Source organism: Paraburkholderia sp. A1RI_3L, from assembly GCF_048957895.1.
In the GTDB taxonomy this organism is placed as follows: domain Bacteria; phylum Pseudomonadota; class Gammaproteobacteria; order Burkholderiales; family Burkholderiaceae; genus Paraburkholderia; species Paraburkholderia kururiensis.
In genome coordinates this window covers 1-304 of sequence record NZ_JARCHA010000099.1, presented here as the reverse complement: position 1 = coordinate 304, position 304 = coordinate 1, and the positions used below count along the sequence as shown (strand labels likewise).

Below are 304 nucleotides of genomic sequence, written 5' to 3'. Positions count from 1 at the left end.
TAGGTCACGCTGTAGTGCCACGTGTAGCCGTCGCCGAGAAACCCGCTTCTGAGCATCTCCACGCCGTGAACCCACGGCAGCAGCAGAACCGCGTCGCGCGCGGCGGGCGGCAGCCAGTCCACCATGAACACCGCACCCGAAAACGGAAACAGCAGATACGTGACGGTGTGCCAGACGCGCTCCACCATTTCAGAGAGTTCGCTCACGGCACCCACGAACACGCCGAGTCCTGTGGAGAGATACGTGGTCAGCAGCCACGCGGCGATCACGCGACCGGCGTGCTGGGGCAACTCCGACAGCCCGG

The 304-nt window shown here is 65.1% G+C and carries 1 protein-coding gene; it reads right to left on the bottom strand.

What is annotated here, in order from left to right; all coding sequences use genetic code 11:
• On the bottom strand, positions 1-304 hold a 304-nt coding region (locus tag PXJ20_RS33070; protein WP_421057530.1), incomplete at both ends, for an ABC transporter permease.